This is a genomic window from Burkholderia sp. THE68 (assembly GCF_009938265.1).
Taxonomy (GTDB): Bacteria; Pseudomonadota; Gammaproteobacteria; order Burkholderiales; family Burkholderiaceae; genus Caballeronia.
The window spans coordinates 296,774-322,393 of the sequence record NZ_AP022318.1 but is presented as its reverse complement, the minus strand read 5'-3'; the positions used below and the strand labels follow the sequence as shown (position 1 = coordinate 322,393).

24 protein-coding genes are annotated in these 25,620 nt (G+C 62.6%); 8 read left to right on the top strand and 16 right to left on the bottom strand.

Going from position 1 to position 25,620, the window contains the following annotated elements; genetic code table 11:
• The first annotated feature begins 106 nt into the window (after positions 1-106).
• Together BTHE68_RS27430 and BTHE68_RS27425 are read left to right on the top strand one after the other, a co-directional pair.
• On the top strand, positions 107-1,027 hold the full coding sequence (locus tag BTHE68_RS27430) for an alpha/beta fold hydrolase (protein WP_162069459.1): 921 nt from the start codon (positions 107-109) through the stop codon (positions 1,025-1,027).
• Positions 1,028-1,222: 195 nt separating this feature from the next.
• Positions 1,223-2,311, top strand: a complete 1,089-nt coding sequence (locus BTHE68_RS27425; RefSeq protein ID WP_162069458.1) for an acyltransferase family protein — start codon at positions 1,223-1,225, stop codon at positions 2,309-2,311.
• A gap of 49 nt (positions 2,312-2,360) precedes the next feature.
• Here the strand turns inward: BTHE68_RS27425 and BTHE68_RS27420 are convergent, their stop codons facing one another.
• Complete coding sequence (locus BTHE68_RS27420) at positions 2,361-2,678, bottom strand: hypothetical protein (protein ID WP_162069457.1); 318 nt, start codon at positions 2,676-2,678, stop codon at positions 2,361-2,363.
• 116 nt (positions 2,679-2,794) lie between these two features.
• The gene (locus tag BTHE68_RS27415; protein WP_162069456.1) at positions 2,795-3,712 is read right to left on the bottom strand and encodes a LysR family transcriptional regulator; all 918 of its coding nucleotides are present in this window, start codon (positions 3,710-3,712) and stop codon (positions 2,795-2,797) included.
• Positions 3,713-3,887: 175 nt separating this feature from the next.
• Here BTHE68_RS27415 and BTHE68_RS27410 point away from each other — a divergent pair, with 175 nt between their 5' ends.
• Positions 3,888-4,637 carry an SDR family oxidoreductase gene (locus BTHE68_RS27410; protein WP_162069455.1) on the top strand — a complete coding sequence of 250 codons (750 nt, stop codon included), beginning with the start codon at positions 3,888-3,890 and terminating at the stop codon, positions 4,635-4,637.
• Between the two features lie 6 nt (positions 4,638-4,643).
• Here the strand turns inward: BTHE68_RS27410 and BTHE68_RS27405 are convergent, their stop codons facing one another.
• The 6 genes from BTHE68_RS27405 to BTHE68_RS27380 form a co-directional block, all read right to left on the bottom strand.
• On the bottom strand, positions 4,644-5,732 hold the full coding sequence (locus BTHE68_RS27405; RefSeq protein WP_162069454.1) for an ABC transporter ATP-binding protein: 1,089 nt from the start codon (positions 5,730-5,732) through the stop codon (positions 4,644-4,646).
• A 16-nt stretch (positions 5,733-5,748) separates the two neighbouring features.
• On the bottom strand, positions 5,749-6,540 hold the full coding sequence (locus BTHE68_RS27400; RefSeq protein ID WP_162069453.1) for an ABC transporter permease: 792 nt from the start codon (positions 6,538-6,540) through the stop codon (positions 5,749-5,751).
• Positions 6,537-7,475 (bottom strand): ABC transporter permease, encoded by a 939-nt coding sequence (locus BTHE68_RS27395; protein WP_162069452.1) that lies wholly within the window; start codon positions 7,473-7,475, stop codon positions 6,537-6,539. The genes BTHE68_RS27400 and BTHE68_RS27395 overlap by 4 nt, the downstream gene beginning before the upstream one ends.
• A gap of 17 nt (positions 7,476-7,492) precedes the next feature.
• A complete protein-coding gene (locus tag BTHE68_RS27390) occupies positions 7,493-8,611 on the bottom strand; it encodes an ABC transporter substrate-binding protein (protein WP_162069451.1) in 1,119 nt (372 codons plus the stop codon).
• A 134-nt stretch (positions 8,612-8,745) separates the two neighbouring features.
• Positions 8,746-10,413, bottom strand: a complete 1,668-nt coding sequence (locus tag BTHE68_RS27385) for a Na/Pi cotransporter family protein (protein ID WP_162069450.1) — start codon at positions 10,411-10,413, stop codon at positions 8,746-8,748.
• 122 nt (positions 10,414-10,535) lie between these two features.
• Entirely contained in the window at positions 10,536-11,027 is a 492-nt protein-coding gene (locus BTHE68_RS27380) for an Rrf2 family transcriptional regulator (protein ID WP_232078148.1), read from the bottom strand.
• Positions 11,028-11,168: 141 nt separating this feature from the next.
• Between BTHE68_RS27380 and BTHE68_RS27375 the strand changes: the two genes are divergently transcribed.
• Positions 11,169-12,239, top strand: a complete 1,071-nt coding sequence (locus BTHE68_RS27375; protein WP_162069449.1) for an alkene reductase — start codon at positions 11,169-11,171, stop codon at positions 12,237-12,239.
• A gap of 57 nt (positions 12,240-12,296) precedes the next feature.
• On the opposite strand, the gene BTHE68_RS27370 is transcribed toward BTHE68_RS27375, so the two are convergent.
• From BTHE68_RS27370 to BTHE68_RS27350, 5 genes are all read right to left on the bottom strand, one after another.
• A complete protein-coding gene (locus tag BTHE68_RS27370; RefSeq protein ID WP_162069448.1) occupies positions 12,297-12,575 on the bottom strand; it encodes a phage tail protein in 279 nt (92 codons plus the stop codon).
• A gap of 140 nt (positions 12,576-12,715) precedes the next feature.
• The gene (locus BTHE68_RS27365; RefSeq protein WP_162069447.1) at positions 12,716-13,045 is read right to left on the bottom strand and encodes a ribbon-helix-helix domain-containing protein; all 330 of its coding nucleotides are present in this window, start codon (positions 13,043-13,045) and stop codon (positions 12,716-12,718) included.
• Positions 13,046-13,132: 87 nt separating this feature from the next.
• Positions 13,133-14,716, bottom strand: a complete 1,584-nt coding sequence (locus BTHE68_RS27360; protein ID WP_162069446.1) for a GMC family oxidoreductase — start codon at positions 14,714-14,716, stop codon at positions 13,133-13,135.
• Positions 14,717-14,752: 36 nt separating this feature from the next.
• Positions 14,753-15,397, bottom strand: a complete 645-nt coding sequence (locus BTHE68_RS27355; protein ID WP_162069445.1) for a twin-arginine translocation signal domain-containing protein — start codon at positions 15,395-15,397, stop codon at positions 14,753-14,755.
• A gap of 63 nt (positions 15,398-15,460) precedes the next feature.
• Positions 15,461-15,859: a VOC family protein gene (locus BTHE68_RS27350; RefSeq protein ID WP_061176940.1), complete on the bottom strand. Its 399-nt coding sequence runs from the start codon at positions 15,857-15,859 to the stop codon at positions 15,461-15,463.
• Positions 15,860-16,160: 301 nt separating this feature from the next.
• Here BTHE68_RS27350 and BTHE68_RS27345 point away from each other — a divergent pair, with 301 nt between their 5' ends.
• The 3 genes from BTHE68_RS27345 to BTHE68_RS27335 are packed head-to-tail and all read left to right on the top strand — an operon-like array spanning position 16,161 to position 21,091.
• A complete protein-coding gene (locus BTHE68_RS27345; RefSeq protein ID WP_162069444.1) occupies positions 16,161-17,447 on the top strand; it encodes an MFS transporter in 1,287 nt (428 codons plus the stop codon).
• 24 nt (positions 17,448-17,471) lie between these two features.
• Positions 17,472-19,886, top strand: a complete 2,415-nt coding sequence (locus BTHE68_RS27340) for a glycoside hydrolase family 31 protein (RefSeq protein WP_162069443.1) — start codon at positions 17,472-17,474, stop codon at positions 19,884-19,886.
• A 20-nt stretch (positions 19,887-19,906) separates the two neighbouring features.
• Positions 19,907-21,091, top strand: a complete 1,185-nt coding sequence (locus BTHE68_RS27335) for a porin (protein ID WP_162069442.1) — start codon at positions 19,907-19,909, stop codon at positions 21,089-21,091.
• A 52-nt stretch (positions 21,092-21,143) separates the two neighbouring features.
• On the opposite strand, the gene BTHE68_RS27330 is transcribed toward BTHE68_RS27335, so the two are convergent.
• Positions 21,144-22,706, bottom strand: a complete 1,563-nt coding sequence (locus BTHE68_RS27330; RefSeq protein WP_162069441.1) for a glycerol-3-phosphate dehydrogenase/oxidase — start codon at positions 22,704-22,706, stop codon at positions 21,144-21,146.
• Position 22,707: 1 nt separating this feature from the next.
• Positions 22,708-24,234, bottom strand: a complete 1,527-nt coding sequence (gene glpK, locus BTHE68_RS27325) for a glycerol kinase GlpK (RefSeq protein ID WP_162069440.1) — start codon at positions 24,232-24,234, stop codon at positions 22,708-22,710.
• A gap of 154 nt (positions 24,235-24,388) precedes the next feature.
• Between glpK and BTHE68_RS27320 the strand changes: the two genes are divergently transcribed.
• Positions 24,389-25,162 (top strand): DeoR/GlpR family DNA-binding transcription regulator, encoded by a 774-nt coding sequence (locus tag BTHE68_RS27320; protein ID WP_162069439.1) that lies wholly within the window; start codon positions 24,389-24,391, stop codon positions 25,160-25,162.
• Here BTHE68_RS27320 and BTHE68_RS27315 read toward each other — a convergent pair.
• Positions 25,159-25,620, bottom strand: a complete 462-nt coding sequence (locus tag BTHE68_RS27315) for a cupin domain-containing protein (RefSeq protein ID WP_162069438.1) — start codon at positions 25,618-25,620, stop codon at positions 25,159-25,161. The two genes, BTHE68_RS27320 and BTHE68_RS27315, sit on opposite strands and share 4 nt — an antisense overlap.

Here is a 25,620-nt window from a genome sequence, read left to right as displayed (position 1 = left end):
GTGGTTGGAATCGTGCCAGCAATGCGCAAAATTCGCAGATACCCCGGATATTCGCTTACTTCGAATACCCCAGACGATTCGCCTTCGGTCAATTGGAGAACGCCTCGTGATCAAGAGCACGACCACGCGCGGCAGTCAGATAACGCTCTTTTACGATGAGTTTGGAGACAGCGAAGCACCACCGGTCCTGCTCGTGATGGGCAATAGCGCGCCCGGTCTCGTCTGGCCGGATGCCTTTTGCAATCTGCTTTCTTCAACGGGATTGTTCGTCGTCCGCTTCGATGCGCGCGACACCGGGCTGTCGACCTACCTTGATTTCGGCACATCGCCCTATACGCTCGACGATCTGGCTGCAGACGCCTTCGCCGTGCTCGACGGCATTGGAATCGCGAAGGCGCATGTCGTCGGGCTCTCGCAAGGCGGTGTTGTCGGTTACGGGATGGCGCTGTCGAAACCCGAACGGGTAACGACGCTCTGCACCATCATGTCTTCGCCCGACATGCGGCCGAAGAACGATGCCTTCGCGGGAGCACCGGAGAGACCGGGAGAGTTGCCGCGTCCCGCTGCGGATTACATCGCGAATGTCATCGCACTGAACGCACACCCGCCGACAAGCGTCGAAGAAGTCGCGACACGGTTTATCGAAAATTTTCGGTTGGCAGCAGGACCAAGGTCACCTTTCGACGAGAGCGCGTGGCAACGCCTGGGAAAAGCATTTGCCGAGCGTCCGCTGCTGCGCTCCGATGGATTGCAGCCGACACTGGCCAACAACAGCAATCATGCGTTGGCTCAGAAAGCAACGCCGGCGCTGACGAGGGAGCAACTTGGATTGATCGACGCGCCCGTGCTGATCATTCAAGGTAGCGACGATCCGATCTTTCCGGTGGAGCATGGCCGATGGGCCGCGGCCGCCGTGCCGCGTGCGACGCTGCGAGTCATCGATTGCATGGGGCACGCTCTCGACCCGGTTTTCTTCGATTCAATCGTACGGGAGTTGTCCGCGTTCTACTTTGGGGATTCGTATTGAAGCCGCGCCTCCAGTGGAGGCGTCGCGCACTGTTGCCACTACATGCCAATTCCTTGGCGTAATCCGTCAGGAGCGATGCAAGCCTGGCCGCTCGACATAATCTGGAAGGGTACGCGCTAAACGATAGTCATCGGTGCGATCGTCATAACGGCGACGCGAGAAATATCGCACCGGGAATCTGCAAAGAGGTTATCCATGACCAAACTGGATTCTCTGCAAGGACTGAGAGGCATCGCCGCCGGCCTTGTAGTGGCGTTTCACTCTGTCGCCTCCCTGAAAATGTCCGGCTGGGCGCCCGAATATACATCGGGGTTTGCCGTCTGGGGCATGGCGGGCGTCGATATCTTCTTCGTGATTTCCGGCTTCGTGATGGTACTGACTACGGCCAACAGACCGCGAGGCATCGAATCCGCTCAAAAATTCATGCTTGCGCGATTGATGCGCATTGCGCCGATGTACTGGATTCTGACCACGTTGATGGTAATGCTGCTACTGCTCGCGCCTTCGGCATTCAACAAGGAAAAATTCAGCATCGCCCGAACCATTACGTCCTATCTCTTTCTTCCTTACGAAGTCAGGGACGCAGGTCATTCATATCCTGTCCTGTATGTTGGATGGACGCTGACGTATGAAATGTTCTTCTACGTAGTCTTTGCAATTTCATTGTGTTTCGCTGAACGTCCGATGCGCTATTGCGTGGTGGCCATCTTCATGACACTGGGCATTGGATCACTTCTGATTCAGCCGGATGCGTTTTACTTGCGGTTCATCACGAACCCAATGATGCTCGAGTTTGTTTTCGGCTGCATGATCGGCTGGATTTATACGCGTGGAATGAAGTTTCCCAAGCTGCTTTCTGCCGCCTTGGTCGCGGCCGGGATTTTTGGACTCGCCATGTCACCCATTACGGCCGAAATGGAGAACCGATTCATACTCGCCGGCATTCCTTCTGCCTCGCTGGTGGCAGGACTCGTTTTTTGGGAATCGGCAAATGGGTGGATTCCAAAATTCGTTCTTCTTTCCGTCGGAGATGCGTCTTATTCGATATATCTGACTCACACCCTCACAGTACCGATATTTGCTCGCGCCCTCGGACATTTCGACAAATCCAGAGCTTTGCAAGGGGATATCGCATGTCTTTTTCTGGTGATTGCATCGACGCTGGTCGGCTATGTTGTCTATCGCGCGATGGAGCGCCCTCTGAGCAAGGCTCTCCGGGCACTCGTGGGAAGAATGGCGGCCACGCGTCACGATAACAGCGCGACCGCGCTGGTCGAAAGATAATCGGTACGACTGGGACGCAATAGCTTTGCGTCCCTCGTCTTGCAGGCCGCTATTGCGCGGCCGGCGACTTCACGCTCGGCGTCGCCAGCGTGTTATTGCTCGAAGGTGCAGCGGTGGTGCCGGTCACACTGCCGTTGTTATTGCTCGGCAAACCCGAATTGGGCGCCTTCATGCCCATTCCGCTTTCGGAATTGGTGGTGCCCGGCGTGCCGTAGCCGCCCGTCGGGGCTTGCATTTGATTGGACGGACTGGCCGTGCTTCCTGAAGTACCGCCACCGTTCGCGCCGCCAGCCGTCTGTGCGAAAGCGCCGCCCGACAGTGTGAGAGCCGCGACTCCCGCAACGAGTGTGGTGATCAACTTGCTCATGATACGTCCCTCCTTGTTTCGGACTGAAATGGACGCAGACGGACGCCGCCTGCCCACTGACCAGCAGCGCAAACACCGTGCCGCGCCCTTTCATCTACATAAACAAGTGATCTCCGCTAGCGCTCCCCGGCCCCGCGGACTCTGGCGGGAAAACGCTCCAGCAACCAGTCGATAAACACGCGAAGCCGATGCGTCAAATGACGGTTTTGCGGATATACGACATGGAACGGGTACGGCGGCGGTCGCCATTTCTTCAATATCTCGACGAGCGAACCATCGCGCAGAGCGGAATTGGCCGCGTAAGCAAATGTTTGCACGATGCCGAGTCCTGCAATGGCCGCCGCCAGATGCGCGTTGCTTTCGTTGATACCTATGCGATGTTCGGCCTTTATTTCGATCCTGTCGCCGTCGTGCTCGAAACGAAACGGCATCGCCCGGCCGTTTTGCGGCGACATGTAGTTGATCAACCTATGCCCGTTCCTGAGTTCCTCGGGGTAGGCGGGAACGCCGAACTGTTTCAGATATTGCGGCGTGGCGCACGTGACCATCACGGCATCGCCGATATGCCGCGCGATCAGCGACGAGTTATCCAATGGACCGCCGCGAATCACACAGTCGACGTTGTCGCTGATCAGGTCGACCGGGCGATCGGCTACGCCCAGGTCGATCCTCACTTCCGGGTAACGCGCCATGAAGTCCGGGAGCAGCGGGATCAGCACATCCCTTGCGGGCGATCCACCTACATCGATCCGAAGATGACCGCGCGGATTGCCTTGCGCGACGTTGAACGACGAGTCGATGTCTTCGAGGTCTCTGAGAATGCGCGTCGCCTTTGCATAGTAATCCTGACCCTCCGGCGTCACGGTGACGCGTCGTGTCGTGCGTTGCAGAAGCCTTGCGCCCAGATGCGCTTCGAGTTCCTGAACCAGCTTGCTCATCGTGGCGTTGGGCAGGTCGAGCGAGTCCGCTGCGCGCGTGAAGCTGCCCGCTTCCACGACACGTGCAAAAGCGCGCATTGCCAGCAACTGATCCATTGCGTTCGCCCCCGAGATTAACCGGACGATTATACACATGCGTGAATAGTCATTTCATTGAACACTATTTATCAACAAACGACCAGCCACTAAAGTTCACCCATGCCCAACGCGACACGCAGTCCTCGCGGGCAGATTCCAACACTCATCGACCATTCACGATATGGAGCAAGTCATGAACAAGCCACTGAACGGAAAGATCGCACTCGTCACGGGCGGCAGCACGGGCATCGGCCTGGCTGCGGCGAAGGAACTCGCCGAGCAAGGCGCGCGCGTATTCATCACGGGCCGGCGTCAGGCCGAGCTGGACGCGGCCGCGACCGCCATCGGCCCGGCCGCCACGGCGATTCGCGCCGACGCGTCAGTCTTGTCGGATCTCGATGCCGTCTACGCGCAGATCGCCGCGACGGCAGGCAAGCTGGATATCCTGTTCGCCAATGCCGGCGGCGGAGACATGATGCCGCTCGGCGCGATCACGGAAGAGCACTTCGATCGCATCTTCGGCACCAACGTGCGCGGCGTGCTGTTCACCGTGCAGAAGGCGCTGCCGCTGCTGGTCGATGGCGCGTCGGTCATCCTGACTTCGTCCATCACGTCCGTGACGGGAACGGCCAATTTCAGCGTCTACAGCGCGAGCAAGGCGGCGGTGCGCAATTTCGCGCGTTCGTGGTCGCTTGATCTGAAAGACCGTGGCATTCGCGTCAATGTCGTCAGTCCGGGGCCGATCCGTACGCCCGGCCTCGGCGGTCTCGTGCCCGATGAAGCCCGTCAGGGCCTCTACGACGCGCTGGCGTCGCAGGTGCCGCTCGGTCGCCTCGGCGAACCCGAGGAAATCGGCAAGGCGGTAGCGTTCCTCGCGTCCGGGTCGGCCAGTTTCATCAACGGCATCGAGCTGTTCGTCGATGGCGGCATGGCCCAGGTCTGACCGCCCCTAGTTCGTCCGAATCTGCTCGTGGGGGCTCTCGTCCAGCACGAGCAGATTGTCGTGCGAAAAGCCGAGCGCGACCGGCTGGCCGCGTTCCGGCAAGACGCGGCTGGGATCGTTGAAGACATCGAGCGAAACGATCGCCTGATTCACGCGCGCGCGTATGCGTACCACGGCGCCGAGAAAGCTGATCTCCTCCACCGTCGCCGCGAGCGAATTCCGGCCATTCGACGGCGCTTCCAGCAGGATCGCCTCGGGCCGCAGCGCCAGCACGCGATCCTTGCCGGCGTCGTCGGGCGCGAGCGGCCTGGACGTCACGAGTTCCTGTCCGTCCACTGCGATGCGCCCTGTCGCCGGATCGATCACACGCCCGGCGAGGATATTGAGCGTCCCCACGAACGACGCGACGAAGCGTGTGCGCGGCACGTTGTAGATATCGAGCGGCGAGCCGATTTGCTCGACGCGCCCGTCGTTCATCACGACGACACGGTCCGAGATCGACAGCGCCTCTTCCTGATCGTGCGTGACGAAAATCGACGTGATGCCGAGTTCACGTTGCAGCGCGCGGATGTCCTCGCGCAGCGACACGCGGATCTTCGCATCGAGCGCGGAAAGCGGTTCGTCGAGCAACAGCACGTGGGGCTTGCTCGCGAGCGCGCGCGCCAGTGCCACGCGCTGTTGCTGTCCGCCCGACAACTGCCACGGATAACGTCCGGCGAGATGCGGCAGCTTGATGAGTTCGAGCATCTCGGCGACGCGCGCGTCCATTTCCTTCTGCGAGCGCTTTGCGACCTTCAACGCGAAGCCGATGTTTTGCGCCACCGTCATGTTCGGAAACAGCGCATACGATTGAAACACCATGCCCACCGCGCGATCACGCGTACGCATGTGTGTGACGTCACGTCCGCCGAGGCGGATCGTGCCGTGCGTGGGCGTTTCGAATCCGGCGATCATGCGCAGCACGGTGGTCTTTCCGCAGCCCGAAGGCCCGAGGAACGTGATGAACTCGCCTTGCTCGATCTGCATGTCGAACCGGTGCAGCGCGATGTTCGGCCCGAACGCCTTATGGAGATTGTCGATCTCGAGAAATGCCATCGGTCGCGGCCTCGGCTCAGGTTTTATGGCCGGCCAGCGCGCGCGCCGAGCCGAACACCTGGATCAACCCCATCGATGCCCACGTCACGACGAACGCGATGATCGCCAGCGCCGAAGGCTCGTAGGCGCGGTTCGCGCCGATCAGTTGCAGGTACGGTCCGAACGCGGGCCGGTCGAGCAGGCTCGCCAGCGTGAATTCGCCGATGACCACGGCGAACGTCAGAAACGCGCCGGACAGAATCCCCGAGCGCACGTTCGGGAAGATCACGCGCACGAGGATCGTCGCCCAGCCCGCGCCGAGGCATTCGGCGGCCTCGGTCAGCGTGCGGACATCGACGGCGCGCATGCCTGCATCGACGGCGCGATACATGTAGGGCAGCGAGAGCGTGACGTAGCCGAACACGAGCAGCAGATCGGTCGCGCGCTCGTTGCCGGTGAGCGGCAGAATCGAACTGCTGTTGTAGATGCGCAGATAGCCGAAGACGATCACGATCGCCGGTATCACGAGCGGCAGCAAGGTGATGAACTCGACGACAGGCCGCAGCCTCGGAAGACGCAATTGCACCCAGTACGCAGTCGGCACGACGAGCAGCGCGCCGATCACGATGGTGAGCAAGCCCATCAGCACCGAATAGCCGAACGATGCCTGAAAATGCGGATCGCCGAGGACGACACGGTAGGCATCGAAACTGTATGCGTCGCGGCGCATGCGCAGACTGAACTCGAAGGTCGCCGCGAGTGGTATGAGGAAATACAGTGCACCGACGATCATCGCGATCCAGGCGCCCGCGCGCGACTGCGTTTTCATCGGCGTCCCCTTTCGGCTCGCGCGCGCAGCCAGATGTAGCCGCCGTTCGACAGTCCCGTGACCACGATCATGCCGAGCGCGAGCGCGTAACCGAGATTCTGGTTGTGCAGCACGTCGCCGCGAATCTGCGCGTACAGCAGGATCGGCACGATGTTGAGCGAGCTGCCGGTCAATGCATACGCCGTGGCCACCGCGCCGAATGCGTTGGCGAACAGAAGCAGCGTCGCCCCGAGGAGGCTCGGCCACAACACCGGCAAGCCGATATGGCGCCAGTACTGCGCCGCCGTGCCGCCCAGGCAGTCGCACGCTTCGCGCCACTCGCGTTTCAGACCATCGAGCGCTGGCGTGAGAATGAGCACCATCAACGGAATCTGGAAATACAGGTATGTGATGGTCAGCCCGAGGAAACTGAGAATGCTGAAGCCGGTGGAATAGAGGTTGAAGCCGAGGTATTTTCTTGCCAGCACTGTGACAAGCCCCACCCGCCCCAATGTGCAGATGAACGCGAAGGCGAGCGGCACGCCCGCGAAGTTGGACGCGACGCCTGAAAAGGTCATGAGCGTCGGGCGCATCCACGCGGGCAAGCGGCCCTGCACCGCGGCCCACGCGAGCAATGTCCCGAAGAGCGCGCCGCCCGCTGCGGAAGCAACGCTTACTTTCACGCTGATCCAGTAGGCATCCAGCACGGCTGGCTGAAACAGTTCGCGCAGGTTCGCCAGCGTGAAGTGGCCCTGCGCGTCCTGAAACGCGCCGATCATCAGAAAGGCGGTGGGCAGCAAAAGAAACAGCAGCGCGAACGCGAAAAAAGGCAGGACGCCCGCATACGTCAGCCAGCTCGTTTCGGCGCCCGCGCGCGCGGGTCCGGACTTCGGCGCGGGCGCGGCCGGCGTCAGCAAGTCCGGGCCCGACGCGCCCGGTTGCGGCGATGCGCTCATCTCGGCGGTCTCGCGCGCTACTTCACATTCGCGCCTACGACCTGATCCCAGCCTTTGGTCACGGCGTCTTTCGTGGCGTTCTGCTGCTCGAGCGTCGGAAAGACGGCGTTGCTATAGGCCGATGCGGGCGGCAGCTTCGCGAGCAGCGCCTGCGGCACCTTCTTCTGCGCGACGAGTTCGTTGTAGCGCATCGGATGGCAATATCCGGCGAGCCAGCCGAGCTGCCCTTCGTCGGAGTAGAGGAATTCCATCCACAGTTTCGCGGCATTCGGATGAGGCGCATAGGCGCTGATCGCCTGCACATAGACGCCGGCCACGACGCCTGTCTTCGGCACGATCACCTGCACTTTCGGATTGCTCTTGAGCGTGTCCCGATCCGCAAGCGCGTTGTAATCCCAGCGCACGATGACCGGTGTCGTGCCTTGCGCGAGCGACGCCGCCTTGCCGATCACCGGCACGAAGTTGCCGCTCTTGTTCAGATCGGCGAAGAACTTCAGGCCCGCCTGGTCGGCCTTGGTCGCATCGCCCTTGCCTTGCGACAGGCCTGCAGCGTAGACCGCCTGAATGGCCTGATTGGCCGAGCGCGGATCGCCGGCGAGCGAGACCGCATTCTTGTACTCCGGCTTGAGCAGATCGCCCCAATCGGCCGGTGGCTTGTCGATCATGTCGGCGTTGACTTCGAAGGCGAGCACGCCGTAGTAGTCGCCATACCAATAGCCGTCGGCATCCTTGGACGCAGTCGGGATCGAATCCCACGTCGCGACCTTGTAGGGCTGCAACAAGCCGTCCTTCTTGGCGGACGGGCCGAACGACAGACCCACGTCGATTACATCCGGCGCCTGCGGACCCTTGTTGCCCTTGTTCGCCTTGATGGCTTCGATCTCGTCGCCGGAGCCCGCGTCCGGGTTGAGTTCGTTGACGTGAATGCCGTACTTCTTCTCGAATGCGGCGATCAGCGCGCCGTAGCCGCACCAGTCGTGCGGCAATGCGATCGTGGTCAACTGCCCTTCCTGCTTCGCGGCGGCGACGAGCGCGTCGGGTGGGGCAGCCGATGCAGCGTCGATGCCGCCCCCGGTGAGTCCCGCCGCTGTGGTGATCGAAAGGACACGGCACGCCCAGATACGCTTCATCGTCATCGCTGTTCCCGAAAGGAAGATAGTGCGTTGAAGAGATCCGCCGATTGCCGATGCAGGCTAAATTCAATTCCCCGGATTTGCAAGCTGCCAAAAAAGTACGAGCGCGCGTTTTGGCGAATGTAAGCTGGGTGCGGTCACTCCTTGACGTGCAGCGTGTCTAGAGAACGCTTGCGCAGGCGGGTATCGTGCAGCGCGCCGGCTGCTTCGAGCACCGGATACGCCGTCGAGCAGAAGAGCGAATTCAATCGCTTCATATTGCTGATGAGATCGAGGTGCAGCGCGCTGGTCTCGATGCTGCGCAAGGTCTGCCCCGCTAGACGGTCCAGATGCTTGTGCGAATACGCCCGTTCGAGATCGCGGAAGCGCTCCTTTTCCGCCAGCAATTGCTCGGCGCATCGCAGGTCGTTGTTGAGGAACACCGAAAGTCCGAGCCGCAGATTGCTCACGAGTCGCGCATGCAGATCGTCGAGTTCGCCGAGACCCTGCTCCGAGAAGGCGAGACGCTGGGAAATCTTCTTCTCTTCGATATCGCTCACGATTCGTTCGATGATGTCTCCCGCATGTTCGAGATTGATCGTCAGCGAAATGACGTCGGTCCAGCGGCGGCTTTCCGCCTGGTCGAGTTGCTCGCGAGAGATCAGCGTCAGATAGCTTTTCACTTCCGCATAGAGCTGGTCGACGTCGTCGTCCATCCGCATCGTTTCGCGCGCGACGGCGAGATCATTGCTTCTGAAGAGATTCGACACGTTGTCGAGCATGACGCGCACGATGTCGCCGATGCGCAGCACTTCCCGCGACGCGTTCGCGAGCGCGAGGCTCGGCGTCGCAAGCCCGGCAGGATCGAGGTAGAGCGGACGCAGCTCGCCTGTCGCGACTGCGCGATCGGGCAGCAGGCGTCGGCTGATCGCGGCGACGCGATCGACCAGCGTGACGCAGGCGCAGCAGCGCACCACGTTGTAGATCACATGAAATCCGACCACCGCTTCGCGCGGATTCGATATCACGACCGACAGGCCGCGCGCGAGCAGCGATGCGAACGGCAGGATAAGGATCGCGCCCGCCAGTTTGAACGCAAAGCTGCCTGCGGAAAGACGCCGCGCCGCCGCGTTTTGCGGCAAGGCGTTGAGCAGGGCCAGCAGTCCGCTGCCGAGATTCGCGCCGACGACCAGACACAGCGCGACCTTCAGCGAGATCACCCCTGACTGGGCCAGTGTCGCCGTCAGCAAAACGGCGGCGAGACTCGAGTACGAGAGCATCGCGAAACCGGCGCCCACGAGCGCATCGAGCATCGTGTCGCCGGTGAGGGCCCCGAACATCACGCGCACGCCGGCGCCCTGCGTCATCGGCTGCGCTGCCTCGACGATCAGATGAAGCGCGAGAAGAATCAGTCCGAGCCCGATGATCGTGCGCCCGATCTGTCCGGCCCGGGTCTGCTTGCGCGTGAGGAACAAGGGCACGCCGACGAGGATGAGAATCGGCGAAAGCCACGACAGATCGAGCGTGAGCACGCGCGCCATGAGCGCGGTGCCGACATCCGCGCCGAGCATGACGGTCAGTCCGGCCGTCAGCGGAACGAGCCCTTGCGCGGCGAACGACGTGATGATGACGGCCGTGGCATTGCTGCTCTGAACGAGGCTGGTTACGCCGATGCCCGCAAGAAAAGCGCGCATTCTGCTTCGGGTGCTACGCCCGAGAATCGCGCGGAGATCGGCTCCGAGCACCCGGAGAATGCCAGTACGGACGATATGCGAGCCCCACACGAGAAGGGCGACGCCGGAGAGCAGATTGAGAAGAACCAGCACGGCAGATCGATTTCCTCACAACAGGATGTGACGCTGACGCCAGGCGGTTGAAAACTGATGTATGACAGTAGTGTTACATAGTTGAGCGGCTTTTGAGTGAAGTTATCTACCGACCGCGCGTGTTATCGCTCGGATGCAAGCGTCTCGGTCAGAATCGCCTTGATTGTTTTTCTGGCCAGTGTCGTACGCATGCCATGGTCGATGGAGTCATACACACGGCTCAGCGGCGCACCGATGCCCTTTCCCACCGGACATCGTTGACTGGGTTTCGAAGCATGAAGCGCGAACTGCGCGCCCTCTTCGAGTGCATCGAACACATCGAGCAAGGTAATCTCGTCGGCCCGTCTGGCGAGGCGCCACCCCGCGTTGACGCCTCGATAGCTCTCGACCAGACCCGCCCTCGCCAGATAACCGAGCATGCGGCGAATGACCACTGGATTGGTGTTCACACTCGCCGCGATGCGGTCGGACGTGACCGGATCGGTTTCCCTGCGCGCGACGAGCGCCATCCAGGTGAGAATGTGTGTTGCAATCGTCAGGCGGCTATTTGCGCTCATATCGTCATGATCTTCGTCTTCAGATATAACTATATTGGTTACATCTGAAAGCGTCAAACGGGCTCATCGGTGTGACGCTGGCTGTTTGCACAATGCTTTTCGACAATAGAGCATTCCAGCCTCGACATTGTTCGTGAGCCGAGAGATGGCTACGATGTAACTAATCTTGTTACATCACGTACCAGCGAGGATTTTCAGATGTCGACACTCTTTGACCCCGTCCAGATCGGCGCGCTCAGGTTGCGAAACCGTATCGTCATGGCGCCGCTCACGCGCATGCGTGCGTTCGACGAACGCGCTCCGGGCCCGCTCAATGCAGATCACTACGCGCTGCGCGCGACGGCCGGTCTGATCATTACCGAAGCGACGTCGGTGACGCCGCAGGGCGTCGGATATCCGAACACGCCGGGCATCTGGAGCGAGAAGCAGGTTGAAGGATGGACCAAACTCGTTTCCGCCGTTCACGATGCGGGCGGCTTGATCGTGTCGCAACTCTGGCATGTCGGTCGAGTGTCGGACCCGGTCTACCATGACGGGCAGCCGCCGGTTGCGCCGAGCGCAATCGCACCGCAAGGTCATGTCAATCGCGTTCGGCCCGTGCGTCCCTACGCCGTTCCGCGCGCGCTTATGACTGAGGAGATTCCCGGCATCGTCGAGGATTTTCGCCGTGGCGCTGAAAACGCAAAACGGTCCGGCTTCGATGGCGTCGAGCTGCATGCGGCGAACGGCTATCTTTTCGATCAGTTTCTTCACGACGGATCGAACCAGAGAACGGATCGCTATGGCGGATCGATCGAGAACCGCGCACGCTTTCTGCTGGAGGCGGTCGATGCGCTGCTGACCGTCTGGCCCGCCGATCGCATCGGCGTGCATCTGAACTTGATGTCGAGTTCATATTCGATGCATGATTCCAATCCCCGCGCGCTGTTTGCCTATGTGGCGGAGCAGCTCGATAAGCGTCACATTGCTTTTATTTTTGCTCGCGAATCGATTGAGCGCGGGGATGAGCGCATTGGGCGTGAAGTGCGGCGCATCTTCAAGGGTGCGTTCATCCTCAACGAGGGGCTGACGAAGGAGAGTGCCGAACGGGCCATCGCACGCGGAGAAGGAGATGCCGCGGCGTTCGGTCGTCACTTCGTGGCGAATCCGGACCTGGTCGAGCGCTTTAGACGCGGCGCACAGCTCAACGAGGTCGATGTGGAAACGATTTATCGGGACGACGAGGCTGGGTATAACGATTATCCGTTGCTGGGGGAGGTTGCTGCGTGAGCGGAGCAGCAGGTGCGGCGCGACGACTGGGAACATGAATCGCCGGGCCGTATACGCTTAGTCCCTGCTCGGGAAGATGCCGTTTATGCAGATTGCAAAGTTGATCGGCGGGTTGGACTTTTCGTTTGCCCCGCCCCCGCCACCAGCCACCGGCATTGGCGTTAAATTTGGCAAATGGAAGGTGCTTGTCCCGTCGCCACCGTAGAAGTTGCCAATCAAGGAAAACAGCGCCTGGTAATGCGCGATCTGCAGCGTCTGGCCCTGACACAGCATCCAGCCCTTGGGCGCCCAGCTGAAGCTGAACATGCGGATTTCACCGATAAACGCGTCATCCATTGACTTCTCCTCGGTTGTCATTGATAAACGGCGTGTGTCCCTCACGTCGATCGCGAAGGACGGGACTATTTCGACGCACTCATGCACTTTCCCGAGGCACACGCGCTATCGCCCGAAAAGCGGCTGATCGCGCTATCCAGCTACCCCGCCTTCAAAACCCGCAACGCCACCGCCCCCGCCATCTCACTCTCCGCGTTCTGCTTAGCCTCCCGCATCGACAGATATCGCAGACAGCACACACGCAGAAACGATGCGAAGTTGGTCGGCACTTCGCCGCGCAGCGCGATCAACTCATCATAGAGCTTGACGGCGAACTGGCTCGTGGTCAGGTTCTCGCGCCCCGCGATTTCCTGCAGCACGTCCCAGAAGAGATTTTCGAGCCGGACCGTGGTGATCACGCCATGAATGCGCAGCGAGCGCGTGCGCGATTCATAGAGGATCGGATCGGCGTTGATATACACCCCACACATGACGATAGCCTCCGGAAACGGGCCGTCATGCTCGCGCACGACGGCCGTGAACCAAGCTACTTCCCTACGCGCAAGCCGGCAATTGCATCAAACCCTGCGTTGCTTCATCTGCTGCGCGATGTAATCCGCCTGGCGAATCGCGAGCGTGACGATCGTGAGCGTCGGGTTTTCGGCGGCGCCCGTCGTGAACTGGCTGCCATCCGAGATGAACAGGTTCGCCACTTCGTGCGTCTGGCCGTGCGGATTACACACGCCGTCGCCGGCCTTGGCGCTCATGCGCGCAGTGCCCAGATTGTGCGTCGACGGATACGGCGGCACGATATACGTCGTCTTCGCGCCCGCCGCTTCATACACCGCGCTGCCCTGCTTGAACGCGTGCTCGCGCATCGCTTCGTCGTTCGGGTGATCGTCGAAGTGAACGTTCGGCACCGGCAGGCCGTACTGATCCTTCACGCTGGTATTGAGCGTGATGCGGTTCGATTCGCGCGGCATGTCCTCGCCGACGATCCACATGCCCGCCGTGTACTGATACTGATCCAGCGCCGACGTGAAGTTCGGGCCCCACGCGCCCGGATCGAGAAACGCGGCGTAGAACGGCAGTCCGAGCGAGATCGTCTCCATGTGATAGCCGCCCGCGAAGCCGCGCTTGGGCTCGAACACCGCTTCGTCCTCGATGATGCCGGCCATCGTCGTGCCCTTGTACATCTCGACCTTGTCGTTGAACACGCCGTAGACCGAGCCCGTGGTGTGCCGCATATAGTTGCGACCGAGCTGGCCCGAACCGTTCGCGAGTCCATCGGGGAATTTGCTCGACTGCGAATTGAACAAGAGCCGCGGCGTCTCGATCGCATTGCCCGCGACCGCGACGACGCGCGCGCGTTGCCGTTGCAGCTTGCCGCTCGCATCGTAGTAGACGACGCCCGTCACCTTGCCGCGCGCATCGTGCTCGATCTTCACGACGTGCGCCTCGGTGCGCAATTCCATGTGACCCGTCGCCTGCGCGCGCGGCAGCTCGGTATAGAGCGTCGACCACTTCGCGCCCATGCGGCAGCCCTGAAAGCAGAAGCCGCGCTGGAAGCAGTGCGTGCGATCGTCGCGCACCGTGCTGTTGATCGCCATGTGGCCGGTGTTGCAATCCTTGTAGCCGACCTTCGCCGCGCCCGCCGACATCACCTTGAAGTTGTTGTTGCCCGGCAAGCCCGGCAGCCCGTTCGTGCGCGTCACGCCCATCTTCTTTTCGGCGCGGTCGTAGTACGGGTCGAGGTCCGCGCGCGTGATCGGCCAGTCGAGCAGATTGGCGTCCTGCACATCGCCGTAAGTCGTCTTCGCCTTGAACTCGTGCGGCTGGATGCGCAGGCTCGCGCCCGCCCAGTGCGTGGTCGTGCCGCCGACCGTCTTGCAGACCCACGCCGGCAGATTCGGAAAGTCCTTCGCGACGCGCCACGAACCCGAGGTCGTGCGCGTGTCGAGCCACGAAAGCATCTTGAAGGCGTCCCACTCCGATGTAGAGAAATCACCTTGCGTATGCAGCTTGCCCGCTTCGAGCACGACCACGTCGATGCCCTTTTGCGCGAGCTCGTTCGCGAGCGTGCCGCCGCCCGCACCCGATCCGATGACGACGACCACGTTGCCGTCGCTGTGCTTGAACTGCACCTTGTTACCCTGATCCATGTCGGTCTCCGCTTGTCGCTTGATGGGCTCGCTTGCTCAACTGTCGGTCGGAATGGGACCGCTCGCACCCGCGGGCGGATCCGGCAGCCACGACAGGCTGTTGAAGCCCTGATGCAGATAACCGCCATCGCCTCTCGACGCCCCGTAGCCGAAGTGCTCGTAGGCCATCGGATTGCTGTACAGCGAAACGACCGCGGTGCTGCGGACCGTGTTGAAGAACGGCGTGCCCGCGAGCGCGGCGACGTCCTGCGCCTTGTCGTTCGCGCCCCGCCTGGTCCAGTCGGAGCCGGCCTTGGCGTCGAGCTGGGCGACGCCGTCGGCGAGTTGCTGACGCACGGCGGGATCGGCTTTCGCCTTGGCGTCGAGATCCTTGACGACGAGCGCGTAGACGGCGTCATCGAGCGTCGCGTGCGGATAGATCTGCCGCGTCACTTGCAGCAGCACTTCGCCCTGATGCGTGCTCAAGCCCTGCATTTCGAGCGCCCAGACGCGGCTCGGCGCGAGGCTCGCGAAAATCGACGTCGCCGCGATGGTGCCGACCAGCACGCCGGTGCCGCGCAGGAATTCACGCCGGGTCAGTGCGATCTTCGGGGGGGCGGCGGCAATTTCGTCGTGGTCGTGATGATGTCCACCGTCGTGCGCGCGCCGCTGCGCGACGATCGGGATGATCGTGTCTCGCATGTCTCTCTCCTTGTGGGGCACTGCAACCGCTTATTTATGTGGTCCTGCGTGGTGCCGCTGTGACTACTCGTAATGTCCGTGACGTTCGAGCACTTCGACCTTGTAGCCGTCCGGGTCTTGAATAAAGAAGTACCGCGCGATCAGCGAGCCGTCGTCGTTCTTGAATTCGCGCACGTCATTGGGCGTGAGGCCGAGGCCGATCAGGCGCTCGCGCTCGGCCTTCACATCCGGCACGCTCACCGCGACATGACCGTAGCCGTCGCCATGCGTATAGGGCTCGGTGCGCCCCTTGTTCCAGGTGAGTTCGAGTTCGGCATGCGTCTCGTCGTTGCGCAGATAGGCGAGCGTGAAGTCCGGAAAGTCCAGCCGATGCGCGACGCCCAAATCGAAAGCCTTCTGATAGAAATCGAGCGAGCGCTGCAGATCCTGCACGCGAATCATCGTGTGAATGAGTTTTGACATGGGCGCCTCCTCCTGATGAGAGAAGTGTAGGAAGCCGCGCGGGCAAAGGGTAATGGCCGGTTAAATCGGGCCTAGGCATTTCCCCGAGGCGCACGGGTGCATCGTGGTCATCGTGCGCGCAAACGAACATCTATAAACAAAAACGAAATTATTTGTCGCATTTGCGATAAATTCGCGCGCGAGTAGTACGATAAACGACGGTTTCCGATGATCGAATATTCGAATTCGATCATTGAGAAATCCGCTAACGGGGACAGCGCGCTGCCGCTCGTCGCCCGCCAAGAACAACGGAGACTCCATCTTGAAAACAGTCATCGGCTTGCGCTGGTGGATCATCGCGCTCGTCTGCGCGGGCACGATCGTCAACTATCTTTCGCGCAACGCGCTCGGCGTCATGGCCTCCGAGCTGAAAACGCTCATGAACATGAGCACGCAGCAATACTCCTATGTCGTCGCCGCGTTCCAGGTCGGCTATACGATCATGCAGCCGGTGTGCGGGCTCATCATCGACATCATCGGGCTGCGGCTCGGCTTCGCGCTGTTCGCGTGCCTCTGGTCGGCCACGGGCATCGCGCACGCGTTCGCCACGGGCTGGATGTCGCTCGCCGCGATGCGCGGGCTCATGGGCCTGTCGGAGGCCGTCGCGATTCCGGCGGGCATGAAGGTGGTCGCGGAATGGTTTCCGAATCGCGAGAAGTCGGTTGCGGTCGGCTATTTCAACGCGGGCACGTCGTTGGGTTCCCTGTTCGCGCCGCCGCTCGTCGTCTTTCTTTCGCTGCGCTACGGCTGGCAAAGCGCGTTCGTCGTGACCGGCGCGATGGGCTTTGTCTGGGCCGCGTTCTGGTACTGGCTCTATCGCGCGCCGGGCGAACATCCGCGCATCGGCGAGCATGAGCGCAATGCGATCGTCGATGGGCAGACGCCCGTGGCGCAGCGTTCGCAAGGGCAGCGCCGCATCCGCGAAGTGCTCGGCACGCGCCGCTTCTGGGCAATCGCGCAGGCACGCTTCTTCGCCGAGCCCGCGTGGCAGACCTTCAGCTTCTGGATTCCGCTCTATCTCGCCACCGAGCGCCACATGGACCTCAAGCAGATCGCGATGTTCGCGTGGCTGCCGTTCCTCGCCGCCGATCTGGGCGGGCTGTTCGGCGGCTATCTGTCGCCGTTCCTGATGAAGCGCTTTCGCCTGCCGCTCATTGCTTCGCGCATCGCGGGCGTCGTGCTCGGCGCGTTCATGATGATCGGGCCGGCGTGCATCGGGCTCGTCGCGTCGCCGTATGAAGCCATCGCGCTGTTCTGCGTCGGCGGCTTCGCGCATCAGATGATCTCCGCGCTCGTCAACACGCTCGCCGCCGATGTCTTCGAGCCCGGCGAAGTCGGCACCGCCGCCGGCTTCGCGGGCATGGCGGCGTGGATCGGTGGACTGGGCTTCTCGCTCGTGGTCGGCGCGCTCGCCGATTCGATCGGCTATACGCCGCTGTTCGCCGCGCTCGGCGCGTTCGACCTGATCGGCGCGGCGTTGCTCGTCGTGCTGATGCGCGGCGTGAAAAGCGATGCGAATCCGCTAGAAACGGCGCAACGGGCGGCCTGAGATCGAATCAACCGGAGACACATCATGGCAAACTTGAAGAATCGACCGCGTTTCGCGCTATCGGAACGAACGGACAACCGTGTCGCGCTGCGTTGCGCTGAAGGCGCGCGCATCGAACTGTTCGTTCTCGCCGACGACATCATCCGCGTACTGGTGCTGCCGCATGGCGAACTGCGCGGCCCGCGCACATGGGCGATCGCGCCTGGTCAGGAAGACGCGCCGCTCGAAGGACGCGACCGCTACGATACGAGCGGCTTCACGGCCACGCCGTTCACGTTGTCGGAGGAGGCGGGTCGTGTCGTCATCGAAACGTCGCAAATCCGCGTGACGGTCGCGTTCGATGGCGGCTTTTGCGCGTGGCAAATCCGGCGCGACGGACGCTGGCACGACGTGATGAACGATCGCAAAACGCAAGCGTACAACTTCGGCTGGTGGGACGAACGCGTGTACCACTATGTCGAGCGCAAGCCGGACGAAATTTACGTCGGACTCGGCGAGCGCGCGGGCTCGCTCGATCGCGCGAATCAGAGCTACGAAATGCGCAATGTCGATGCCATGGGCTACAGCGCCCGCACGACCGATCCGCTCTACAAGCACATTCCGTTTTACGTGACGTGGCAGCCGCAGACGTCGACAGGCTTCGGCCTCTTCTACGACACGCTCGCCGATTGCCGCTTCGACATGGGCCGCGAACTCGACAACTATCACGGGCACTATCGGCACTTCGTCGCCGAGCATGGCGATCTCGACTACTACTTCATCGCCTCGCCCGATACGCCGCTCAACGCCGTGCGCCGCTTCACGTGGCTGACTGGACGGCCCGCGTGGATGCCGAAGTGGGGCCTCGGCTACTCCGGGTCGACGATGAGCTACACCGACGCTCCCGACGCGCAACAGCGCATGGCCGAATTCATCGAACGATGCCGCGAGCACGACATTTTGTGCGATTCGTTCCATCTGTCGTCGGGCTATACGTCGATCGGCGGCAAGCGCTACGTGTTCAACTGGAATCGCGACAGGTTTCCCGATATCGATGGCTTCGTCGAAAGCTATCTGCGCGAAGGCGTGCGCCTGTGCCCGAACATCAAGCCGTGTCTGTTGCAGGATCATCCGCTGTTCGAATCGGTTGCCGATGCGGGCCTGCTGATCGAAGCGCGCGACGGCGAGCCCGCGTGGGTGCAGTTCTGGGACGAAGTGGGCGCGTATCTCGACTTCACGAATCCGCGAACCATCGACTGGTGGAAGGCGCGCGTGAAGGATAGCCTGCTGCGCCACGGCATCGCCGCGACATGGAACGACAACAACGAATTCGAGATCTGGAGCCCCGACGCCATCGCACGCGGCTTCGGCAAGGCGTTCCCCGCGCGCGAGGCCAAGGTCTTGCAGACGCAACTGATGATGCGTGCATCGCGCGACGCGCAGCTCGAACATGCGCCCAGCGTGCGGCCGTTTCTCGTGTCGCGTTCGGGCGGCGTCGGCATGCATCGCTATGTGCAGACGTGGTCGGGCGACAACTACACGTCGTGGGAAACGCTGCGCTTCAATCTGAAGATGGGCCTCGGTCTCGCGATGTCGGGCGTGTCGAACAGCGGCCATGACATAGGCGGTTTTGCGGGTCCGGCGCCCACGCCCGAGTTGCTGTTGCGCTGGGTCGCATTCGGCATCTTCCTGCCGCGCTTTTCGATTCATTCATGGAATGACGACGGCACCGTCAACGAACCCTGGATGTACCCCGAGACCACGGACGTCATCGCCGGGCTCATCAAGTTGCGTTACCGGCTCATTCCGTACCTGTACGAACTGCTTTGGCAATCGCATCGGGACTATGAACCCGTGTTGCGGCCGATATTCGCGGAGTTTCCGAACGATCCGCTTTGCCTTGCCGATGGCGACGACATGATGCTCGGTGCGTCGCTGCTCGTCGCGCCAGTCGTCGAGGCGGGCCGCACCGAGCGAGAAGTCTATCTTCCGGCGGGCGCGCGCTGGGCGTCGTACTGGAGCGGCGAAGTCTTCGACGGCGGCCAGCACGTGACCTTGCCCGCGCCGCACGATCGCCCCGTCATGCTGATTCGCGAGGGTCATGTGATCGCGCTAAACGTCGCGGGACAGCACTTCGCGCGCCCGGCCGATGAGCGCGCGTTCATCGCGTTGCCGTGTGCGGGCGTCGGCATCGCGCGGGGCGAATGCATCGAGGACGACGGCGAGAGCGAAGCCTGGCGCGACGGCGTGCAAGGGCGCTGGGGCGTCGTCATCGAAAGTGACGCGCAGCATTTGCGCATTGCAATCGAATGGCACGGCGAGATGCCGCGCGCGCAGAACGAAGTCCGCGTGAGCGTGCCCGCGACGGACACGCGAAGCGTGACCTGCGCGACCGGCGAGCTGACCAGCGAGCGCATCGCCGATGGCTGGCGCCATTTCACAGTACGTCTCGTGCACTGACCCAAAGGAAACAACCAGCAATGAAGTCTTTGAATCGCGCCCGGACGCGCGCATGCGTCCTCACGTCTTTTACTCTTGCAACCGGAGCGTTGTGCGGCATGGCGTCGGCGCAAAGCAGCGTTACGCTGTATGGCGTCGTCGATAACGCGTTCGCGTATGTCAGCGATCAACGCGGGCATTCGAACATCTACATGAGCCAGGGCAATCTGCAGGCGAGCAAGTTCGGCCTCGTCGGTAATGAAGACCTTGGCGACGGCACCAAAGCCATCTTCCGTCTCGAAAGCGGTTTCAATTCGCTGACGGGCGCGCAATCCAGCGCAGGCACGATCTTCAACCGGCAAGCCTATATGGGCTTGAGCAACGACCGCTACGGCACGCTGACGCTCGGCCGCCAGTACACGCCCTACTTCAGCATGGTCGGCGCGCTCGGGCCGACGGGCGTGCTCACCGGCGCGACCGGCGCGCATCCCGGCGACGTCGATGCACTCGACACCACGCTGCGTTTCAACAACGCGGTCACGTATGCGTCGCCGGTCATCGCGGGTCTGGCGTTCAGCGCGCAGTACGGGCTCGGCGGCGTGCCGGGCAGCATCGCGAGCGGAAGCAATTTCAGCGCCGCGTTGCGCTACGACTACACGCCGGTGTCGATCGCGGCGGGCTACGTAAAGCTGAAGGACATCGCGACGAGCCCCGCGCTCGGTTCATACGCGATCAACTCGCCGGTGAACAACGGCTATGCGAGCGCGCAGAGCGCCCAACTGATCGCGGCGGCCGCGCGCTACGCGTACCACGATCTGATGGTCGGCCTCAACTACTCCAACGTGCAATACGCGCCGGGCTCGCATTCGCTTTTCGCGGATGAAGCGGTCTTCAACAGTTACGGCGTTGTCGCCACGTATCGGTTCACGCCGGCGGTGAATGTCGCGGCGGGATACAGCTACACGCGCGCGAGCAAGGCGAACGGCATCGCCGATCCGGCGCAGTACCATCAGGTTTCGTTCGAGGAAACGTATAGCGTGTCGGCACGGACCACGTTCTACGCACTGCAGGCTTATCAGCATGCGCGTGGCAAGTCGCTGGTCGCAGCGGGCGGCGGTTTGACTATCGCGAATGCAGTGGCGGTCGTCGGTGATTCGCAGAATGCGTCGCCTTCCTCGGGACCTTCGCAGTTTGTTGCGATGGTGGGCCTGAGGCACGCGTTCTGACTTCAGGTTTTCTCGCCGGATCTCGTTAGCGGGATCCGGCGAAAGCCAGACGTTACGACAACATCCACGTCCGCGCGAAAGCCTCGAAACGCGTTACCTCTTCGGCTTGCCACTGCACAGGTTTCCCAAGCTCTTCCGCCACGATTCTCGCGACTTCCGGCGCCGCGTCGCGCGCAGCAGCGGCATCGAGAAACAGCGCGCGATTGCGCCGCGCCAGCACATCCTCGACACACCGCGCAAGTTCCGCCCGAACCGCAAAACGCGTCTGCGCCTCAGTCAAACCGCTCGCCTTCACCAGCACGTTCTGCGCGCCGGGCAAACGCCCGACCCGCGCCGCATCGGAGCCGTAATAGCCGTGCTGCTCCGCCGTCGCGCCATGCAACGGCAACGACGCCGTCCGGCACGGCGCATCCGGCACCAGGCGCTTCGCCACAGCGAGATCGATGACCTGCTGCGCCATCAGCCGATAAGTCGTCCACTTGCCGCCCGTCACGGTGATCATGCCCGTCGCGTTCATTTCGATCGTATGTTCACGCGATAGCGCCGCCGTCGATGCCTGCCCATCGGCCTTCACGAGCGGACGAAGCCCCGCCCAGACGCTCAGGACGTCATCGCGCGTCGGCTTGACGGACAGATAATCCGACGCCGTCGCGAGAATGAAGTCGATATCCTCGTCGCTTGCGCGCGGGTCGAGCGGCAAGTCCTGACGCGGCGTATCGGTCGTCCCGACGATCGTGTGGCCGTGCCACGGCACCATGAACAGCACGCGGCCGTCTTTCGTCTTCGGCACGAGAATCGCGTCGTTGCTTTGCAGGAAGCGGCCCGGCAACGTCAGATGCACGCCCTGGCTCGGCGCCACGATCGGGCGCACGCCGGGTTCGGCCATTGCGCGGATCGAGTCGACCCAGACGCCCGTCGCGTTGACGAGGCAGCGCGCGCCGACGCTGAAGCTGTCGCCCGTTTCGACATCCGTCACCGACAGCCGATGATGCCCCGCCGCGCGATCAAAACCGATGCCATGCACGGCCGCATTGTTGAGCGCGACGCCGCCGAGATCGAACAGCGTACGCATCAGCGCGATAGCGAGACGCGCGTCGTCGAACTGACCGTCGAGGTAGAGCGTGCCGCCGCGCAACGCGTGGCCGTCGAGGCTGTCGGCGAGCATCGGCGATTTCGCGCGCGTTTGCGCGAGATTGAGGCTGCGGCTCGCGCCGAGATTCAGCGAGCCCGCGAGCCAGTCGTACATTTTGAGTCCCGCGCCGTAGACGAACTTGTCTCCGAAGCGATACGCCGGCACGACGAAGCCAAGCGCATGCACCAGATGCGGCGCGTTGCGCGCAAGCAGGCCGCGTTCGCGCAGCGCCTCGCGAACCAGCGGGATGTTGCCCTGCGCGAGATAACGCACACCGCCATGAACGAGCTTGGTGGCCTTGCTCGATGTGCCTTTGGCGAAGTCGCGCGCCTCGAGCAGCAAGGTTCGATAGCCGCGCGACGCCGCATCGACGGCCGTGCCGAGACCGCTCGCGCCGCCGCCGATCACGACGACATCGAAGAGCGGCGTCTGGTCCACTTCGCGCAGCAGCGATGCGCGGTCGGGAGGAGTGTTGGCGTGCATGTCAGACCGTGACGCGAGTGGATTGAGCAGAGGGTATTTCCCAGCCGCGGGCGCGCTCGATCGCGCGATGCCATCGTTCGATATGCGCTTCGCGTGCGTGCGCGGACATCGTGGGTTCGAAGCGCCGCGCGGCCGGCCATGCGCGCGTGATTTCGTCGAGACCGGACCACAAGCCCGAGCCGAGCCCCGCGAGGCAGGCGGCGCCGAGCGCGGTCGTCTCGGTGACGTGCGGGCGCACGACGGGCCTCGCGAGCAGATCGGCCTGGATCTGCATCAACAGGTCGTTTCGCGACGCGCCGCCGTCCGCGCGAAGCTCGCTCACGGCGATGCCCGCGTCGGCCTCCATCGCGGTGAGGACATCGACGGTCTGAAGCGCGATGGCTTCGAGCGCCGCCCGCGCGATATGTGCGCGCGACGTGCCGCGCGTCATGCCGAGCAGCGTGCCGCGCGCATACGGGTCCCAATACGGCGCGCCGAGTCCGGCGAACGCCGGCGCGAGCACGACGCCCTCGCTCGATTCGCACTGCGCCGCCAGCGCGCCGATATCCTGCGCGCTTTCGATGATGCCGAGGCCATCGCGCAGCCATTGAACGATCGCGCCGCCCATGAAGACCGCGCCTTCCAGCGCATACGTGAGACGCCCGTCGAGTTGCCAGCCGATCGTCGTGAGCAGCCGATGCCGCGATGCGACGGGCTGCGCACCCGTGTTCATCAACATGAAAAGGCCGGTGCCGTACGTGTTCTTGACGAGACCCGGCTCGACGCATCCCTGCCCGAAGGTCGCGGCCTGCTGATCGCCCGCGACGCCCGTGATCGGAATGGCCGCGCCGAACAACGCGGCATCCGTATGCGCGATGAAGCCGCTCGACGGCATCACCTCGGGCAACACGGCGCGCGGGATATCGAAGAGCGCGAGCAGTTCGTCGTCCCATTGGCAGGCGCGGATATCGAAGAGCGCGGTGCGCGCGGCGTTCGATACATCCGTGACGTGGACGCGGCCACCGGTCAGATTCCAGACGAGCCAGCTATCGACGGTGCCGAAAACCAGCTCGCCGCGTTGCGCACGCGCGCGCAGCCCCGGCGCGCTGTCGAGCAGCCACGCGAGCTTGGTCGCGGAAAAATACGGATCGATACGCAGGCCCGTCTTGCGCTCGATCAGCGGCTGCGCGCCGCTTTCGATCAGGCGCGCGCAGTGCGCAGCGGTGCGCCGGTCCTGCCAAACAATGGCGGGCCCGATGGGCGCGCCCGTCCGCCGGTCCCACAAAAGCGTCGTCTCGCGCTGGTTCGCGATGCCGATCGCCGCGATCTCCGAGCCTTGCGCACCGGCCGTCCGCATGGCCTCCCGTGCGACATCGAGCTGCGATTGCCAGATATCGTCAGGATCGTGCTCGACCCAGCCGGGCTGCGGATAATGCTGCGCGAATTCGCGCTGCGCGCTCGCGACGACACTGCCCGAGCGGGCGAAGACTAGCGCGCGGGAACTGGTCGTTCCCTGATCGAGCGCGAGGATGAAACGTTGCTGGCTCATGCCGCCGACTCCCTGCTGCCGGTTGTGATTATGTTCGCAAACGAATGCTTATATTCGTTTTCAATCATCCTAACACCGAGTACGGGCGCGGTATATTTCGTCGTACACTCGCGCATCCGGCAATTTTCATTTTTTTGCGATTCTGCTCACTTCGATGACATCCGATCCAGCACTCAACGGCAGGCAGCGGGCGCTGCTCGACCGTGTCGCACGAGACGGCTTCGCCACCATCGAAGACCTGGCCGCGCAATTCCAGGTCACGCCGCAGACCATCCGCCGCGACGTGAACTGGCTGTCCGACCAGAACCTGCTGCGCCGCTATCACGGCGGCGCGAGCGCGCTGACGAGTTCGGAGAACACCGCCTACACGGCGCGCCAGCACATGTATCTTGAAGAGAAGCGGCGCATCGCGAGGCTCGTCGCGTCCGAGATACCGAATCAGGCGACGCTCTTCATCAACCTCGGCACGACGACCGAGGAAGTCGCCCGCGCGCTGCGTCAGCACACGGGCTTGCGCGTCATCACGAACAACCTGAACGTGGCGAACATTCTCGCGGACGAATCCGACGCCGAGCTGCTGGTCGCGGGCGGAAAGGTGCGCGCGCGCGACAAGGGCGTCGTCGGCGAGCAGGCGGTCGACTTCATCCGGATGTTCAAAGTGGACTTCGGGATCATCGGCATTTCGAGCATCGAAGAGGACGGCACGCTGCGCGACTTCGATATCGCCGAGGTGCGCGTGGCGCAGGCGATCGTCGAGCAGTCGCGCACGGTGTTTCTCGTCGCCGATCACTCGAAGTTTGGCCGCGCCGCGCTCGTGAAGCTCGGTCATCTCAGTCAGATCGATGCGCTTTTCACGGATGCTTCGCCGCCTGAGTGGATGGCAGAGAGTCTTGCTGCGGCGGATGTGGTCGTGCGTGTGGCGGATTAGGGGCGCGGGATCGGCGTGCCGTCCTTGTGGACGAAACGGCCGTCGGCATTGGCGCTTTTCATATCGACATCCGAGCAGGTCGTAAGGTCTTCATACACGCGGCTGCCTACTTCGAGATACACCGCCGCCTTCCCCGACCGGTTGATCATGTGATGACCGTTGCCCGTTCCCTTCCGAAACGCCGCGCAATCGCCCGCGCGCAGGATCGTCTCGCCTTCGTCCTCTATCAGCACGAGTTCGCCTTCGAGCACATGAACGAACTCGTCCTCGTGCGAATGCCAGTGACGCTGGCTCGACCAGCCGCCCGGCGGCAGGCGCATCAGATTCACGCCGAAGTCGCTGAGACCGCCCGCATCGCCGATACGCTGGCGAATGCGATCGGCGCAGGGCGCATCGAACGGCGGCGGATAACCCGAGCCGGTTATCTCCGGCACAGCGGCGAGGTCGATCTTGGGCAT